Origin of the sequence: Methylomonas albis (assembly GCF_014850955.1) — a bacterium.
Taxonomy (GTDB): domain Bacteria; phylum Pseudomonadota; class Gammaproteobacteria; order Methylococcales; family Methylomonadaceae; genus Methylomonas; species Methylomonas albis.
Genome location: NZ_JACXSS010000001.1, coordinates 2,704,795 through 2,718,086 on the forward strand (window position 1 = coordinate 2,704,795; position 13,292 = coordinate 2,718,086).

Genomic DNA, 13,292 nt, shown 5'->3' on the forward strand with positions numbered 1-13,292 from the left:
CTTTTTCCTGAGTTCAGAGAGATTACGGGCGAGACAATTGCTCGATTCCCTGATTGGCTAGCTGATCGGCGCGTTCGTTGCCTTCATCTCCGGCGTGCCCTTTCACCCATATCCAATCAACATTATGACGCTGGATCGCAGCGTCCAAGCGTCGCCATAAATCTTCATTTTTTACGGGTTTATTCGCCGCAGTTTTCCATGCCCGCTTTTTCCAGTTGACCATCCACTCGGTAATCCCTTGTAAAACGTATTTGGAGTCGGTGTGTAATTTAACACTGCACGGTTTGGTTAATATTTCCAAAGCCTGTATTGCCGCAAGCAATTCCATACGGTTGTTAGTCGTTTCGGCTTCACCACCGCATAGTTCTTTTTCACTATTTTTATATTCCAATCGCACTCCCCAACCTCCAGGCCCGGGATTTCCCTTGCATGCGCCATCCGTATAAACAATAACTTCAGTCATGGTTATCCTGTCTATGTAAGTTTGATTTTAAACTCAATCCGATCGCAGCCAAATTGCCTCTGCGTTGCTTCGTCGCGGATAAAGGGATCAAGGTATATTGCCTCTTCACTGCTTTAACGCCATAGGCCATAGCGAACAACGACGCAAAGCAAAACTCGAATTTACCGTGAGCGATGGTGTAACTGTCAAGCCCAAACTCAGCAGTCGTTAACAATTCGAAATTCATCAATTTTAACCAATCCAAAACTCGCGCTTTAGTGATGAAATGGGCCCGCCAGGAGTCCGCAAGCTTCCTGTCCCATAAAAATTGGAAACGTACCGACAGACTAAACGGGTTGAAATTCAACATGACCAATTCGCCACCCGGCTTTAATATCCGGTTAACTTCGCGTAGGGTTTGAAAGCGACGCGCATCGAACTCCAAAATATGCGGAAGCACCACCAAATCCATCGATTCGGTTTGAATCGGTAGATTGAAGGCTTTAGCAGTCACTTTCAATGCATTCGCATCGCCCATGGCCTTACCGTCCAGAATCAGATAATTCTGATACAAGGAGAAATCGACAAACTCATTCTCCCAACCTAAACCGCCGACCTGCACTTGCTGCTGTTTGCAACTTACAGTTATCGATCGCCGCAAATAGTTGGCTTCCATGGTTTGCAGTAGCTTACCTCTCGGGGTTTGGTACAACGCAAATAAAAATTCTCTCTTCATTTAACCGCCGCTAAGGGTATGTTTTTTTGGCTATTTTAGAAAGCCATGCTAGGATCTAATTTTTTTATTTTAGCGAGTTCAGACAATGCCCCGCTCAATTTCCAAAAAATCAGGCCGTCATCTGTCTTATCTACTGCCTATTTTGCTAGTGACTGGCTGTAGCCAACAAGCTCAAAAAGACCACTTGACCCAGTCATCAAATAGCAAGTTTTCCGTATTTACCCGCAATGGCAATACCGGAAAAACCCACAACAAGCAGGTAGAAGCAAAAGAACACGCAACTATTTGGGACAGGATGTTATCCCTGTATGCACTACCGGAAATTGATAATGCCAGAATCGACCGCGAAGTAAACTGGTATCTTAGAAACCCGGAATATCTCGCCAGAGTTCAACAACGCGCAGAACCCTATTTATATTTCATCCTTAACGAAATCGAAGCTAAAAACATCCCCGGCGAGCTGGCTTTATTACCTGCAGTAGAAAGCGCATTCAGGCCGGATGCGATGTCTCCAGCTCAAGCTTCCGGTCTTTGGCAATTCATTCCGCCAACTGGCCGGCTTTACGGGTTAAAACAAAACAGTTGGTATGATGCTCGTCGCGACGTGGTGCAATCTACCCAGGCCGCCACCACATTCCTGAAAGAACTTAGCGAGACCTTTAATAAAGACTGGTTACTGGCTTTAGCCTCGTATAATGCAGGTAAAGGCAATATCAGAAACGCCGTAGACAGAAATGTCGAACGGGGACAGCCCACTGACTTTTGGTCGCTGGATTTAAATAACGAAACCTCAGCTTATGTACCCAGATTACTGGCAATCGCCAAAATCTTCGCCAATCCCGAAAAATATAACGTAAATCTGCATCAATTCGCCAACCAACCTTACTTTGAATTGGTCGATGTAAAATCGCAGCTTGACCTGGGTAAAGCTGCCGAAATGGCACAAACCCCTCTGGATGACTTCTTAAAACTCAATCCTGGCTATAACCGCTGGAGCACCGATCCCAACGGCGCGCAACATCTGCTGATTCCGATCGATAAAGCCGACTCATTTAAAGAAAAACTGGCGGAATTGCCACACCAAGAAAGAATTAAATGGGAACACCATACGGTCGGCAAAAAAGAGACACTGCAGAGCATAGCTAACAAGCACAGCACCAGCGTCGACGAGATTATCAACGTGAACCACCTTGGCGACGACACCGTTGCCCAGGGCACAATCCTTTTAATTCCTGTCTCGTTTCATTCGCAAAAAGGCGAACCCGCAGCGGCCGTTGCTTCAGCTATCTCAACATCTCAGCAAAACACACCAACCCCTGCTCAATCAAGCAAACAGCAGTATACGGTTAAAAAAGGCGATACCTTATGGGATGTCTCGCAGCGCTTTTCTGTTGATAAAGATGACATAGTGAGCTGGAATAAATTATCCAAAAAAGCCGCACTGAAACCCGGTCAAAAACTTACAATCAAGAAAACAAGCAGCTCGATAACCGTTGCCTCAACTGCACCTGCCATTAAACAAATCAGCTACACGGTGAAAACAGGCGACACATTGGCACAAATTTCGAAGAAATTTAATGTCAACGTCACCGAGTTACGCAAATGGAATAATGTCCCCAAAAACAAAGCGGACATCAAACCCGGCTCAAAACTAAAAGTAATGATTGAAACAGGCCAGCCGTCCACCTAATATTTCTGAGCAATAAAAAGGGTAAATCGATTTAGATTTACCCGCTGACTTAGCTGAGCCCAACCCTTCCCGACAGAAATAGCTAAGTAGCGAAAGCCACCTTAAATGTGGATTAAAACCAGATGGAATGCAAGGCCAACAGCATATTACTCACGCTGCGATCACCTTTAAGAATGGATGGCGTCCCCACGGGGGTTCGAACCCCGGTTACCGCCGTGAAAGGGCGGTGTCCTAGGCCACTAGACGATGGGGACTCAGGACTATTTGTAGATTGACTTCTTTAATACGAATTGCCGGCTTAAACCGGCTTTAGCCAAGTTGGCGTCCCCACGGGGGTTCGAACCCCGGTTACCGCCGTGAAAGGGCGGTGTCCTAGGCCACTAGACGATGGGGACTCAGGACTAAAATCAACTATTTTGGTGGAGCCAAGGAGGATCGAACTCCTGACCTCTTGCATGCCATGCAAGCGCTCTCCCAGCTGAGCTATGGCCCCGTAGTTGAGTCCTCGTATTATACGTATTTTCAGAACTTTGTCTAGGAATTTTCTACATTCTTTATATATTGAATCGCTTGCTCTATTCTCTTCAGGGTTTTTTCTCTGCCTAACAGCGCCAAGGTCACGTCAATAGCCGGCGACACGCCGCTACCGCAAACCGCCACACGCAGTGGTTGCGCGACCTTGCCCAGATTAAGCTGTAATTGCTCAGCACTATCCAATACCACTTGATGAAGGCCTGATGCATCCCAATCGCTAATGCCACTAAATTGTGTCAGCAAATGCCGCAGTACATCGTCGACGCCCGCTTTGAAATTCTTCTTGGCAGCTTTTTCTTCATAGCCGTCGAATTCCTTGTAAAAGTATTCGCTTTCGACCGCTATATCCACCAGAGTTTTACACCGTTCGCGTTGTGCTTTAACGACATCCGCCAACGCCGGCCCAGTTGTCGGATCGATGCCCCGCTCCCCCATATGCCAAGCCAAGTGTCTGGCAACGTGCGCAGGATCGCTATTCATGATGTATTGATGATTCAACCAGAGCAGCTTCTCAGTATTGAAAGTAGATGCGGAAACATGGACTTTTTCCAGCTCGAACAGCGCCACCATCTCTTCCAAGGAAAACAATTCCTGATCGCCGTGTGACCAACCCAAGCGTACCAGATAGTTCAACAAAGCCTCGGGTAAATACCCTTCATTACGATACTGCATCACGCTGACCGCACCGTGACGTTTGGACAAGCGCGCGCCGTCCGAACCTAAAATCATCGGCACATGTGCATAAACCGGCAATTGCGCACCCAAGGCTTTTAGAATATTGATCTGCCTTGGCGTATTATTGACGTGATCATCACCGCGTATCACATGCGTAACCTCCATATCCATGTCATCGACCACTACCGTCAGATTATAGGTAGGTGTACCGTCGGAACGGGCAATAATAAGATCATCCAACTCCTTATTTGCCACGACGATGCGACCTTTCACTATATCGTCGATGATAACTTCTCCCTGCTCAGGATTTTTAAAGCGCACCACCCTCTCGCCTTGCGGATGCTCAACGCCATGCCGACATTTGCCGTTGTAACGCGGCTTTTCTTTGGCGGCCATTTGCTGCTCGCGCAACACCTCCAACTCCTCGCGGCTACAATAGCAATAATAAGCGTCTCCCTGCGCCAGCAATTGCTGAATCACTTCTTTATATCGATCAAAGCGATGGGTCTGATAAAACGGACCTTCATCGTATTCCAGACCCAACCACGTCATGCCTTCCAGAATGGCATTAACAGACTCTTGACTGGAACGTTCCAGGTCAGTGTCTTCGATGCGCAAAATAAACCGGCCGCCGTGTTTACGCGCATATAGCCATGAAAAAAGAGCGGTTCTAGCACCGCCGACATGTAAATAACCGGTAGGACTTGGAGCAAATCGGGTTCTGATACTCATCATTAAACTATTTAGTTGTTAAAAATTTCTTCGCGTATTCGCTGGGAATGGAACGCGAGGCGTTTAAGCGCATCGCCTGATAATTGAATTGTACACTGCCCTTGGCCGCATCGTTTCTGCCTAAAATAGCCAAAGAAGTAGCATGACCTTGCTTGGCAGCTTTTTCATACCACTCGGTAGCTTTGTCTCTATCGCTTACAACACCCATCCCCCTGTCATACATCGCCCCCATAACTACTTGGGCATCGAGCAAACCTTGTTTAGCGGCTTTTTCCATCCATTCCGCGGCTTTTTGCTCATCTTTCTCGATCCCATCGCGGCCAAGCAAATAGGCAGAAGCCAACTTAGCTTGGGCCTGAGCGTCACCAGCTGCAGCCAACTCTTTAACACCTTCAGCCAGTGCCAAATAGGCTTGAAAAAACATTAAACAGAAAACAAAAATCTTGCTCACTACCTTCTCCAAAAAAGCCAACGCAAAAACAATGCGGCATTATTTCATGCTCGTGAATAAGTTGAATACACTATTTCAAAATAAGGGATTGATGTTAGACTTGAGACACCTAGGCGATGTGCTAGGCTTTGCAGATACAGAAAAACAACTAGGAGAATCAAAACATGAAAAGAACCCTTTTATTCTCGGCTACTTTGGCCGGAGCACTACTTTCGGGTTGCGCGACACAGTCAAGCAATAACTTCCAGGCTTTCCAAGCGGAAGACCTGAATGCGTTAGTTAAATCCGGAAAATTGGTACAAAAAACCAGCAGCTTTTTCGTGGTTAACGATTCTTCTTCGTCAATGAGCCGCACCTATGTCAATGCGGCCGACTACAGCGGCACCAAACTTGATGTCGAAAAAAACTTGTTGAACAAATTCAACAAATCTATTCCAGAGATGCCATTGGCGTCCGGATTACTTAGTTTTGGTTTTGGGCCTTGCCTATCTTGGGGCTCGACTTACCTTAACCAAGCCGTGCAAAAATACTCTGTAACTGGCTTCGAAAGCGCCATTACGTCTCTGCAATGCTCTAGCGGCGGCACGCCACTGGCTACGGCGCTGAGTGAGTCCGGCAAAGATCTAAGCAGCGCTTCCGGCAATATTGCTTTGATCGTTTTCAGCGATGGTATCGAGGAAGTCTCTCCAGTACCCGCGGCGGAAGCACTAAAATCTCAGTATGGGGATAAGTTATGTATTTATACAGTTTGGGTCGGCAATGACGAAGATGTCGCCGGTCAAACAGTTCTGCAAGATCTGGCCAACGCGTCCGGCTGTGGATTTGCAACCACTGCCGAAGCCATCACCAGCGCAAAAGGCATGAGCGATTTGGTTAAAAACGTATTCCTAAAAGCGGGGACACCAAAAGTGGCCGATTGCTCAACACAAGACGACGATAAAGATGGCGTAAGCAACTGTGTGGACAAATGCCCTGACACGCCTAAAGGTGCCGTCGTTGACAGAGAGGGTTGCTGGGCATTCCATGGCGTATTGTTTGATTTCGACAGCGATAAAGTTAAATCAAAATACGATCCTCTGATTCAAAACGCAGTTGAGGTGATGAAGCTCAACCCTGGTTTGACCGTGGAAATTCAAGGACATACCGACAGCTATGGTACCGATGCGTACAATGAGAAACTGTCTCAACGCAGAGCTAACGCTGTCAAAGGTGAACTGGTTAAACTGGGTGTCGATAGCAAACGACTGACTACCGTAGGTTATGGCGAATCTCAACCGGTTGATACCAACGAAACCGACGAAGGCCGTGCTTACAACCGTCGCGTTAACTACAAACGTACCGACAAGTAATTGTGGAAAGTATCGGGTGAGTTAAAACTCGCCCGATAAGCGCAAAGGGAGGCTGAAGCCTCCCTTTTTTATGCCTACTATTTAGTGCCTGCTCAGTAAATCAGACGCTGCAATGAAGAGCAAGTCGGGCCGGCCAAGTTAAAATTGGCGCGCAGATTCCAATCTTTTTGTTCCCAGGCGGGCACGATCATTGGTCTTGCCCGCATTTCACAGACACCTCACTAAGCGACAAATTTAAGTTCAAAAGCTTCAATCCCAACTTTGAATGAAGCCGTTTTCGATTGTAGTACACCTCGATATATGCAAAGACATGTTGTTTGGCAACTTGGCGGGTTGTAAACCGCTCACCATGGATCGCTTCCACTTTTAAACTGTGGTTCCCGCTTTCCATTGCAGGCCGAATCAACCTAAGGGAACCACCCCCTTCAGTTGCTCACGGAACCGTACGTGAACCTCTCGATTCATACGGCTCTTGTTATCCAGCCACCCAATTCGAGACTCGCCAATGTGCAAACAATGTCGGATATTGCCGATATAGCTCTTTTAACCATTGGCTGGCACGCCATTTCCGGCACTGTAACGATTTGAACTTTCGCAACCCAACAGTTTATCGTTGATGTAGCTATAAATGGCCGACATCGCCGATTTCCTGAACTTTCCGTAATAAGTGATCCATCCCTGTATGATCGGAATAATTGCTTTTGCCAAATCAACGATGCTTTGACTGTAGCCCGCTTTGATCAACGGATGTCCTTTGAGTTTTGCTCTCATGGCTTTCAACGCTTTACGGCTGACGGCCGGTGGGAAGCTGACAAAGAATTTGCCGTTTCTGTCGCGAGCACTTCGGGGTCTGAATGTATAGCCTTGTATTTTCGAGCGGCTTTGGCCCGCCAACCCTGTATTTTCATGATCTTGGCAATGGCGTGTGGACTGGCTCGATGCCCCTCGCCATTCAGTCGCTTGGCAATCCTGGGCGAACCAATAAGGGCTTTTTCATCCTCAAAAACACGCTTCACTTCAACGACCAATACTGCGTGCGTTTGCTGGCGTTCGGAAGGCCGACGATTCTTCCATTGATAGCAACCACTCCGTGAAACCGTCAAGAGTCGGCACATCAAACTCACTGAAAACTGCTGTTCGTGCTGCTGAATCATGGCGTACTTTACCGGTGCTGGCTCGCAAAGTACGCCGCCGCCTTTTTTAAAATAGCGGCCTCTTCTTCGAGTCGAGCATCGTCACGTTTGAGTTGTGCACGCTCGGCTTGGTGCAGCTTTTGATCTTCGAAGGATTGGCCCGTTTGCCGGCCTTTAGATTGCCAGCCATACAACATTGACGGGGCAATACCTAAATCCTTGGCCGCTTGCGGGACGCCATCTCGTGTCGCCTGTTCCAGGGCTCGCTCTTTAAATTGCGGGATATAGCGATTGCGTTGGCTGGATTCGTTTTTTTGGTTTGTTCATTTTCATAAGACTCCTCACGGTTAGAGATTACTCTCTTAGCTGGGTGTCTGTGAATTCGGGGCAAGATCAGTGAGGCAACGACCCGTTTTTATGGCCCCCCTTGGGTTATTTAATTTGAGGCAATTCGCTCCGCACGTTTAGGTTTGACAGCAACCTACTGCGTTCGTATAATATCGGCTTTACTTGCTCACGCAGGTATAGCCGAGGTGGTGAAATTGGTAGACGCGCTAGCTTCAGGTGCTAGTAGGGGTAACCCTGTGGAGGTTCAAGTCCTCTCCTCGGCACCATACTTAATTCGTTGAGTATGGCTTCAACTAAAACTCTTTCAACTCATTGTAATTACAATTTAATTTGCAGTTGCAGTGCATTAGGCCTTTCCAACATTAAGAAATGCTGGAAAGATCGGGACCAGAATACCGCCGTAAAGCTCCTTTGTCACACTGGCGTCACAATGAGGGCGAAAAATGGCAACAATTCGCAAAAGACTTGGCAAGTATCAAGTTCAAATCCGCAAAGAAAATAGGGGCTGTTGCCGTTTTACATGGGCAACCAAATGAAAGCGCAGGCCAAAGCGACGACACTTTCAAAATTGCGTTTCAATTTGTCATATCGCGTCGCGATGGCTCTGAAATGTTTCAGTCGCGCAAATACATTTTCAACGAGGTGGCGATACTTGTAGAGGCACCAGTCCATTTCGTCATTCCCAATGGTTGAGTTCTGTTTTCTAGGAATGATAGGCACACTCCCTTTGTCTCGAATTTGAATACGTAAAGACTCACTGTCATAGCCTTTATCAGCAATCATGTGGGCAGCCAAAGGGAGTTTAGCCACCAATTCCGGCGCTTCTTTACAGTCGTGCACCTCGCCCCCCGTCACCGAGAAATGAATGGGCAGCCCGCAAGCATCAACGGCCATATGGATTTTGGTGGTGTTGCCCGCGACGGATTTTCCAATGGCTGTTTCCTGCTCATGGGCCGCGCCACTACTATGTTGATGAGCCTTCACAATACTGCCGTCGATAAATGCCCATTCCAAATCCGGTTCCACCACCAGTCCCCGAAAGATACCCATCAATTTTTCCTGAAGCGACCACGCGTTGAATCGTTTATACACGGCATTCCATTTGCCAAACGTTATAGGCAAGTCTCGCCAGGGGCAGCCTACTCGCAAGCGATAAAAAATCCCCTCTACCGTTTGTCGTAGCGAAGGCTTGTCATAAATCCCCAGGCTCAACATGATGGCTTTGAATTTATTCCAGTATTCATCCGTAAACAACTGTCGTGGCATCGCTTGAGTATAGGTTGATTGAAAAACTCAAGCATTTGGGCTATTCAGTTCGATTTCAAGGCTATCATCCCAAAACGGCAACAGCCTCTAAAAGTTTCAGCAAAACTTTTCCTGATTCCCCACTCCCCTCAGCAACTTCCATGCACCGCTGGGACGCCTTTCACGAAGGCTTGGACTGAGGTTCGCAAGTCGAAGCCTATCTGGCGCGCTACGGCCATTGTCCGGAACGAGTGCTCGCTGATCCGATCTACGGCACCCGTGCCAACCGCGACTACCTGAAGCAACGGGGTATTCGCTTTGCCGGCAAGCCACTAGGCCACCCCAAGCAAGAAACCGAGGCCAACCGCGAACTAAATCAGCGTGCTCGGTGCAATCTGAGCCGTTCGCTTGTGCTTACCTTGAGCTGATTTACTGAGCAGACTCTATTTATATTCGCGCTGGTTCAATACCTGACTTGCACCGCTTCGATCGACAACAATCGCCTTAAGCGGATTAGCAATTCATCGCTGGGATAGACCCGCCAGTCGTCACCCAGCTGAAGATTGGCTTTGGCTTCGGTTTTCGCAAACTCAATACTGATCGGACAAAGACCGCCGCAAAATGGCTTCAGCGTTTCCGCCAGCTCGACAACAAAACTGCGCTCCATCTGCCATTGCCTGCTATCCCAATTCAACACAATAGCCCTGGCAAACATTTCCCGCGCCTGCTCCATGCTGTAGAGTTTTTCGGCAGTCATGCGTAGACTATTGGTAAAATCATCCATTGCTAACGAGCCTTCCGCGACCAACAACGTATCCTTCGCCAGCAAATTTCGGTATTTATCGAAAATCCCGCTGAAAGCCGCTACTTCCAACCTACCGGTACGGTCATCCAAGGTTGCGAAACCCATCATCTTGCCTTGCTTAGTCTGCCGGGTGCGCATTTCCACCACCAAACCGGCGACCCGCCCTTCCATTTTACCTCTGGAGCGACCGGCATCGACTTCCAGGCTAGCTAAGGAGCCGTGGGTAATATGTTTCAATTCCGGCAGATACTCGGCTATGGGATGACCAGTCAGGAACAGGCCCAGAGTCTGCTTCTCCGCTTCCAGCTTTTCTTTTTCGGTCCACGCCTCGACCATCGTGGAATAGGCTTCCGCTTCGCCATCACTGACCTCTACCTGCACCGCCAAGCCGAATAAATCGTTTTGACCGGCCAACGCCATTTTTCCGTGCTGTTCGGCAACTCGCAGCGCGGTGGTCAATTCGGCCAGATGCGCGGCACGGTTAGGATCAATGGTGTCCAAGGCGCCGGCCCTGATCAACGCTTCCAGAACCCGGCGGTTGACCTTACGCAAATCGACGCGTTTGCACAAATCGTACAAGCCGGCGTAGGGGCCGTTGGCCTTTCGTTCCTTCAATAAATCATCAATCGCGTTTTCGCCAACGCCCTTGATTGCACCGACACCGTAAACGATCTGTCCTTTGTCGTTGACGGTAAAACGGAAATCGGAAATATTAATGTCCGGTGGACAGATCTCAAGCTTCATTTCCCGGCACTCGTCGATCAGCACCACCACCTTATCGGTATTATCCATATCCGACGACATCACCGCCGCCATAAACGCCGCCGGATAATGCGCTTTCAACCAGGCGGTCTGATAAGCAACCAAAGCGTAAGCCGCCGAATGCGACTTGTTAAAACCGTAGCCGGCAAACTTCTCCATCAAGTCGAAAACGTAGGTGGCGATTTTTTCGTCAATCTGGTTCGCCACCGAACCCGACATGAACTTTTCCCTTTCCTTGGCCATTTCCTCAGGCTTTTTCTTACCCATCGCCCGCCGCAACATATCCGCGCCGCCCAAGGTGTACATCGCCAATTCCCGGGCGATTTGCATCACCTGTTCCTGATACAGGATAACGCCGTTGGTCGGCTTCAGGATCGGTTCTAGCAAGGGATGGGCGTATTCCGCCTTGGCACCATGCTTGACATTGATGTAGTCGTCGACCATGCCCGACTCCAAGGGCCCGGGACGAAATAACGCCACCAACGCGATAATGTCGTCGAAGCAATCCGGTTTCAGTTTTTTGATCAACTCCTTCATGCCGCGCGACTCCAGCTGAAACACGGCTGTGGTCTGGGCGTTCTTCAATAATTCATAGCTGGGCAGGTCGTCGCGAGGAATCTGGGTAATATCCACCGGCTCTTCGCCACGCTGCGCGCGCTGGCAATTGATGGTCTGCAGCGCCCAATCGATAATCGTCAGCGTCCGCAAACCCAAGAAGTCGAACTTGACCAAGCCAACCGCCTCGACATCGTCCTTATCAAACTGGGTAACTAGGTTGCCGCCACCCTGTTCGCAATACAATGGACTAAAATCGGTGAGCTTGGTCGGCGAAATCACCACGCCGCCAGCGTGCTTGCCGGCGTTACGGGAAATACCTTCCAGCGAACGCGCCATATCGATTAGCGACTTGACCTCTTCCTCGGTATCATACAAAGCCTTCAACTCGGCACTGTCTTGCAGGGCTTTGCCCAGAGTCATACCAATTTCAAATGGAATCAGTTTTGCCAGCCTATCCACGAAACCGTAGGCATGCCCCATCACCCGTCCCACGTCGCGAATAACCGCTTTGGCGGCCATCGAACCGTATGTAATAATCTGCGAAACGTGGTCGCGCCCATAGTGGCGGGCCACATAATCGATGACTTCGTCACGGCGTTCCATGCAAAAGTCGATATCAAAATCGGGCATCGATACCCGTTCCGGATTCAAAAATCGCTCGAACAGCAAATCGAATTCGATAGGATCGAGATCGGTAATCTTCAACGCATACGCCACCAAGGAACCGGCACCCGAACCCCGACCCGGACCAACCGGTATCGCATTATTCTTCGCCCACTGAATAAAGTCCGCGACGATCATGAAATAGCCGGGAAAACCCATTTGGGTGATCACGCTCAGCTCGATTTCCAACCGTTCGTCATAGACTTTACGATTTTCCTCGAAGCTAGCCTTGCCTATCGGTGGATACTGGATCAAACGTTCTTCGAGACCTTTCCGCGAAGCCTGTTTGAAATAGTCATCCAGCGTCATCCCTTCAGGAACCGGGAAATCGGGCAAATAGTTTTCGCCTAGCGTTAGCTCGACAGTACAGCGTTTGGCAATTTCCACGCTATTGGCCAAGGCTTCCGGAATATCCGAAAACAATTCGGCCATTTCTTCGGCCGTACGCAAATACTGCTGAGCGGTATAGTTTTTCGGGCGGCGGCTATCGTCCAACACGCGGCCTTGATTAATGCAAACCCGGACTTCATGTGCGTCGAAATCATGCTTGCTGATAAAACGTACATCGTTAGTGGCGACCACCGGTAAATCCAGTTCGGTAGCCAAATCGGCTACTAAATTAATGTAACGTTCCTCATCCGCTTTACCGACCCTCTGCAACTCCAGGTAGAAACTGTTTTCGAACAAATCGCGCCAAAATTCGGCACACCGTTTGGCTTGCTCGGCATTTTCCGCCAACAAAGCTTGGCCAACGTCACCGTCCATCGCTCCCGACAGAACGATCAATCCTTCGTGATTCTCAGCTATCCAGTCCTTTTGCAACATGGGAATCCCTTGATGCTGCCCCTCTTGATAGCCACGGGAAATCAACTCGGTCAAGGTCACATAGCCTTTTTTATTGCGCGCGAGCATGGTCAAGCGAAACGGTGCAGCGGGTTCATCCGGGTTGAAAATCAGCACGTCGGCGCCTATCAAGGGCTTGATACCGGCGCCTTGCGCGGCTTTATAGAATTTAACTAGCGAAAACAGATTACTCTGTTCGGTAATGGCGCCGGCCGGCATCGCATACTCAGCCAGTTTTTTCACTAAGGGCTTAATTCTGACGATACCGTCAACCAAGGAAAACTCGGTATGGATGCGAAGATGAACGAAACTCGGCGTCATGGCTG

At 48.9% G+C, this 13,292-nt stretch carries 11 protein-coding genes, 4 tRNA genes and 2 pseudogenes; 4 read left to right on the forward strand and 13 right to left on the reverse strand.

The window, feature by feature from the left end; translation table 11 throughout:
- Positions 1–22 precede the first annotated feature (22 nt).
- Together rnhA and EBA_RS12450 are read right to left on the reverse strand one after the other, a co-directional pair.
- Positions 23–463, reverse strand: a complete 441-nt coding sequence (rnhA, locus tag EBA_RS12445; protein ID WP_192375008.1) for a ribonuclease HI — start codon at positions 461–463, stop codon at positions 23–25.
- A complete protein-coding gene (locus EBA_RS12450) occupies positions 456–1,178 on the reverse strand; it encodes a class I SAM-dependent methyltransferase (RefSeq protein WP_192375009.1) in 723 nt (240 codons plus the stop codon). Before EBA_RS12450 ends, rnhA begins: the two co-directional genes overlap by 8 nt.
- 85 nt (positions 1,179–1,263) lie before the next feature.
- Here EBA_RS12450 and EBA_RS12455 point away from each other — a divergent pair, with 85 nt between their 5' ends.
- Complete coding sequence (locus EBA_RS12455) at positions 1,264–2,868, forward strand: lytic transglycosylase (RefSeq protein ID WP_192375010.1); 1,605 nt, start codon at positions 1,264–1,266, stop codon at positions 2,866–2,868.
- Between the two features lie 178 nt (positions 2,869–3,046).
- Here the strand turns inward: EBA_RS12455 and EBA_RS12460 are convergent.
- From EBA_RS12460 to EBA_RS12480, 5 genes are all read right to left on the reverse strand, one after another.
- Positions 3,047–3,122 (reverse strand) — tRNA-Glu (locus EBA_RS12460).
- Between the two features lie 65 nt (positions 3,123–3,187).
- A tRNA-Glu gene (locus EBA_RS12465) sits at positions 3,188–3,263 on the reverse strand.
- Positions 3,264–3,285: 22 nt separating this feature from the next.
- Positions 3,286–3,361 (reverse strand) — tRNA-Ala (locus tag EBA_RS12470).
- A gap of 41 nt (positions 3,362–3,402) precedes the next feature.
- Positions 3,403–4,809: a glutamate--tRNA ligase gene (gltX, locus tag EBA_RS12475; RefSeq protein ID WP_192375011.1), complete on the reverse strand. Its 1,407-nt coding sequence runs from the start codon at positions 4,807–4,809 to the stop codon at positions 3,403–3,405.
- A gap of 7 nt (positions 4,810–4,816) precedes the next feature.
- Positions 4,817–5,260, reverse strand: coding sequence for a tetratricopeptide repeat protein (locus EBA_RS12480; RefSeq protein WP_229427841.1), 444 nt, complete (start codon positions 5,258–5,260; stop codon positions 4,817–4,819).
- A 164-nt stretch (positions 5,261–5,424) separates the two neighbouring features.
- Here EBA_RS12480 and EBA_RS12485 point away from each other — a divergent pair, with 164 nt between their 5' ends.
- Positions 5,425–6,609: an OmpA family protein gene (locus EBA_RS12485; protein ID WP_192375012.1), complete on the forward strand. Its 1,185-nt coding sequence runs from the start codon at positions 5,425–5,427 to the stop codon at positions 6,607–6,609.
- Positions 6,610–6,796: 187 nt separating this feature from the next.
- Here EBA_RS12485 and EBA_RS12490 read toward each other — a convergent pair.
- From EBA_RS12490 to EBA_RS24925, 4 genes and pseudogenes are all read right to left on the reverse strand, one after another.
- Positions 6,797–6,997 (reverse strand): annotated as a pseudogene (locus EBA_RS12490) (IS3 family transposase); the annotation flags it as partial.
- A 155-nt stretch (positions 6,998–7,152) separates the two neighbouring features.
- The gene (locus tag EBA_RS12495; RefSeq protein WP_192375014.1) at positions 7,153–7,380 is read right to left on the reverse strand and encodes a group II intron maturase-specific domain-containing protein; all 228 of its coding nucleotides are present in this window, start codon (positions 7,378–7,380) and stop codon (positions 7,153–7,155) included.
- A 5-nt stretch (positions 7,381–7,385) separates the two neighbouring features.
- The gene (locus EBA_RS12500) at positions 7,386–7,763 is read right to left on the reverse strand and encodes an IS3 family transposase (RefSeq protein ID WP_192375015.1); all 378 of its coding nucleotides are present in this window, start codon (positions 7,761–7,763) and stop codon (positions 7,386–7,388) included.
- Positions 7,764–7,771: 8 nt separating this feature from the next.
- A pseudogene (locus EBA_RS24925) lies at positions 7,772–8,029 on the reverse strand (transposase); the annotation flags it as partial.
- A 240-nt stretch (positions 8,030–8,269) separates the two neighbouring features.
- On the opposite strand from EBA_RS24925, the gene EBA_RS12510 reads away from it, so the two are divergent.
- Positions 8,270–8,356: transfer RNA gene (locus EBA_RS12510), tRNA-Leu, on the forward strand.
- Between the two features lie 250 nt (positions 8,357–8,606).
- Here the strand turns inward: EBA_RS12510 and EBA_RS12515 are convergent.
- Positions 8,607–9,356 (reverse strand): IS5 family transposase, encoded by a 750-nt coding sequence (locus EBA_RS12515; protein WP_192372303.1) that lies wholly within the window; start codon positions 9,354–9,356, stop codon positions 8,607–8,609.
- 230 nt (positions 9,357–9,586) lie between these two features.
- Between EBA_RS12515 and EBA_RS12520 the strand changes: the two genes are divergently transcribed.
- On the forward strand, positions 9,587–9,763 hold the full coding sequence (locus EBA_RS12520) for a transposase (protein ID WP_192375016.1): 177 nt from the start codon (positions 9,587–9,589) through the stop codon (positions 9,761–9,763).
- Between the two features lie 35 nt (positions 9,764–9,798).
- Here the strand turns inward: EBA_RS12520 and dnaE are convergent, their stop codons facing one another.
- A complete protein-coding gene (gene dnaE / locus EBA_RS12525) occupies positions 9,799–13,287 on the reverse strand; it encodes a DNA polymerase III subunit alpha (protein WP_192375017.1) in 3,489 nt (1,162 codons plus the stop codon).
- Between the last annotated feature and the right edge of the window lie 5 nt (positions 13,288–13,292).

Bases quoted from the DNA above. Each gene is read 5' to 3' on its own strand.
- rnhA (WP_192375008.1), bottom strand. From the start codon at position 463: ATGACTGAAGTTATTGTTTATACGGATGGCGCATGCAAGGGAAATCCC.
- dnaE (WP_192375017.1), bottom strand. From the start codon at position 13,287: ATGACGCCGAGTTTCGTTCATCTTCGCATCCATACCGAGTTTTCCTTG.
- EBA_RS12515 (WP_192372303.1), bottom strand. From the start codon at position 9,356: ATGCCACGACAGTTGTTTACGGATGAATACTGGAATAAATTCAAAGCC.
- gltX (WP_192375011.1), bottom strand. From the start codon at position 4,809: ATGAGTATCAGAACCCGATTTGCTCCAAGTCCTACCGGTTATTTACAT.
- EBA_RS12450 (WP_192375009.1), bottom strand. From the start codon at position 1,178: ATGAAGAGAGAATTTTTATTTGCGTTGTACCAAACCCCGAGAGGTAAG.
- EBA_RS12500 (WP_192375015.1), bottom strand. From the start codon at position 7,763: ATGATTCAGCAGCACGAACAGCAGTTTTCAGTGAGTTTGATGTGCCGA.
- EBA_RS12455 (WP_192375010.1), top strand. From the start codon at position 1,264: ATGCCCCGCTCAATTTCCAAAAAATCAGGCCGTCATCTGTCTTATCTA.
- EBA_RS12485 (WP_192375012.1), top strand. From the start codon at position 5,425: ATGAAAAGAACCCTTTTATTCTCGGCTACTTTGGCCGGAGCACTACTT.
- EBA_RS12495 (WP_192375014.1), bottom strand. From the start codon at position 7,380: ATGAGAGCAAAACTCAAAGGACATCCGTTGATCAAAGCGGGCTACAGT.